We start from the raw sequence: 2,695 nt of genomic DNA on the forward strand, positions 1-2,695 counted from the left end.
GAGATCAAGCGTCTGAAGGGCATCTGGTGGATGCCTTGGCACTGAGAGGCGATGAAGGACGTAGCACGTTGCGATAAGCTTCGGGGAGCCGCGAGCAGGCTTTGATCCGAGGATTTCCGAATGGGGAAACCCACCGCTTAACGCGGTATCCCACACTGAATCCATAGGTGTGGGAAGCGAACCCGGCGAACTGAAACATCTAAGTAGCCGGAGGAAAGGACATCAACCGAGACTCCGCTAGTAGTGGCGAGCGAACGCGGACCAGGCCAGTCATTCGATCTACATAACCGGAACCGTCTGGAAAGTCGGGCCATAGCGGGTGATAGCCCCGTACGGATAAACCGGATCGGATGCTCGAGTAGGGCGGGGCACGTGAAACCCTGTCTGAACATGGGGGGACCACCCTCCAAGCCTAAGTACTCCTCAGTGACCGATAGTGCACCAGTACCGTGAGGGAAAGGTGAAAAGCACCCCGACAAGGGGAGTGAAACAGTTCCTGAAACCGGATGCCTACAAGCAGTCGGAGCCTCTTCATGGGGTGACGGCGTACCTTTTGTATAATGGGTCAGCGACTTAGAGTATGCAGCGAGCTTAAGCCGGTAGGTGGAGGCGCAGCGAAAGCGAGTCTGAATAGGGCGACCGAGTTGCATGCTTTAGACCCGAAACCTGATGATCTAGCCATGGGCAGGTTGAAGGTGCGGTAACACGCACTGGAGGACCGAACTCACGCCTGTTGAAAAAGTCGGAGATGACCTGTGGCTAGGGGTGAAAGGCCAATCAAATCAGGAAATAGCTGGTTCTCCGCGAAAGCTATTTAGGTAGCGCGTCGGATATCACCTGCGGGGGTAGAGCACTGGATGGGCTAGGGGGGCGCGAGCCTTACCAAACCTAACCAAACTCCGAATACCGCAGAGTGCAGTCCGGCAGACAGACGGTGGGTGCTAAGGTCCATCGTCGAGAGGGAAACAGCCCAGACCGCCAGCTAAGGTCCCCAAATCACGGCTAAGTGGGAAAGGATGTGGGAAGGCCATGACAACCAGGAGGTTGGCTTAGAAGCAGCCATCCTTTAAAGAAAGCGTAATAGCTCACTGGTCTAGTTAAGCCGGCCTGCGCCGAAAATGTATCGGGGCTCAAGCCGTGTACCGAAGCTGCGGATGCGATCTTTGATCGCGTGGTAGCGGAGCGTTCCGTAAGCCTGCGAAGGGTGTCCGTGAGGCCGCCTGGAGGTATCGGAAGTGAGAATGCTGACATGAGTAGCGACAAACAGTGTGAGAAACACTGTCGCCGAAAGTCCAAGGGTTCCTGCGCAAGGTTAATCCACGCAGGGTGAGCCGGCCCCTAAGGCGAGGCCGAAAGGCGTAGTCGATGGGAACCACGTTAATAATCGTGGGCCTGGCGGAGGTGACGGATCGGAAAGCGTGTATGTCCTTATCGGATTGGACATGCTGTGGACCGGTTCCAGGAAACAGCCCCGCCGTATAGACCGTACCCCAAACCGACACAGGTGGACTGGTAGAGTATACCCAGGCGCTTGAGAGAATGGTGTTGAAGGAACTCGGCAAATTGCCCTCGTAACTTCGGAAGAAGAGGGCCCCGTTGTGGCGCAAGCCATGGCGGGGGGCACAGACCAGGGGGTAGCGACTGTTTACTAAAAACACAGGGCTCTGCGAAGCCACACAAGGCGACGTATAGGGTCTGACGCCTGCCCGGTGCCGGAAGGTTAAGAGGAGAGGTGCAAGCCTTGAATTGAAGCCCCGGTAAACGGCGGCCGTAACTATAACGGTCCTAAGGTAGCGAAATTCCTTGTCGGGTAAGTTCCGACCTGCACGAATGGCGTAACGACTTCCCCGCTGTCTCCAACACCAACTCAGCGAAATTGAACTCTCCGTGAAGATGCGGAGTTCCCGCGGTCAGACGGAAAGACCCCGTGCACCTTTACTACAGCTTTGCAGTGGTGCTAGGGACTTCATGTGTAGGATAGGTGGGAGGCTTGGAAGCATGGGCGCCAGCTCGTGTGGAGCCAACCTTGAAATACCACCCTTGAAGTCTCTGGCATCTAACCGTGGCCCGTGATCCGGGTCCGGGACCCTGCATGGCGGGTAGTTTGACTGGGGCGGTCGCCTCCCAAAGTGTAACGGAGGCGCGCGATGGTGGGCTCAGAGCGGTCGGAAATCGCTCGTCGAGTGCAATGGCATAAGCCCGCCTGACTGCAAGACTGACAAGTCGAGCAGAGACGAAAGTCGGCCATAGTGATCCGGTGGCTCCACGTGGACGGGCCATCGCTCAACGGATAAAAGGTACGCCGGGGATAACAGGCTGATGACTCCCAAGAGTCCATATCGACGGAGTCGTTTGGCACCTCGATGTCGGCTCATCACATCCTGGGGCTGGAGCAGGTCCCAAGGGTTCGGCTGTTCGCCGATTAAAGTGGTACGTGAGCTGGGTTTAGAACGTCGTGAGACAGTTCGGTCCCTATCTGCCGTGGGTGTCGGAGTTTTGCGAGGATCTGTCCCTAGTACGAGAGGACCGGGATGGACATACCTCTGGTGCACCGGTTGTCACGCCAGTGGCATGGCCGGGTAGCTAAGTATGGACGGGATAACCGCTGAAAGCATCTAAGCGGGAAACCCACCTCTAAACCAGAGCTCCCTTGAGAGCCGTGACAGACCATCACGTCGATAGGAGGCATGTGGAC

The 2,695-nt window shown here is 56.8% G+C and carries 1 rRNA gene; it reads left to right on the top strand.

Annotated elements, in window-relative coordinates:
• Positions 1–2: 2 nt before the first annotated feature.
• Positions 3–2,695 (top strand): 23S ribosomal RNA (locus tag FZ029_RS32665); the annotation flags it as partial.

It is taken from the genome of Azospirillum sp. Sh1 (assembly GCF_008365135.1).
In the GTDB taxonomy this organism is placed as follows: domain Bacteria; phylum Pseudomonadota; class Alphaproteobacteria; order Azospirillales; family Azospirillaceae; genus Azospirillum; species Azospirillum oryzae.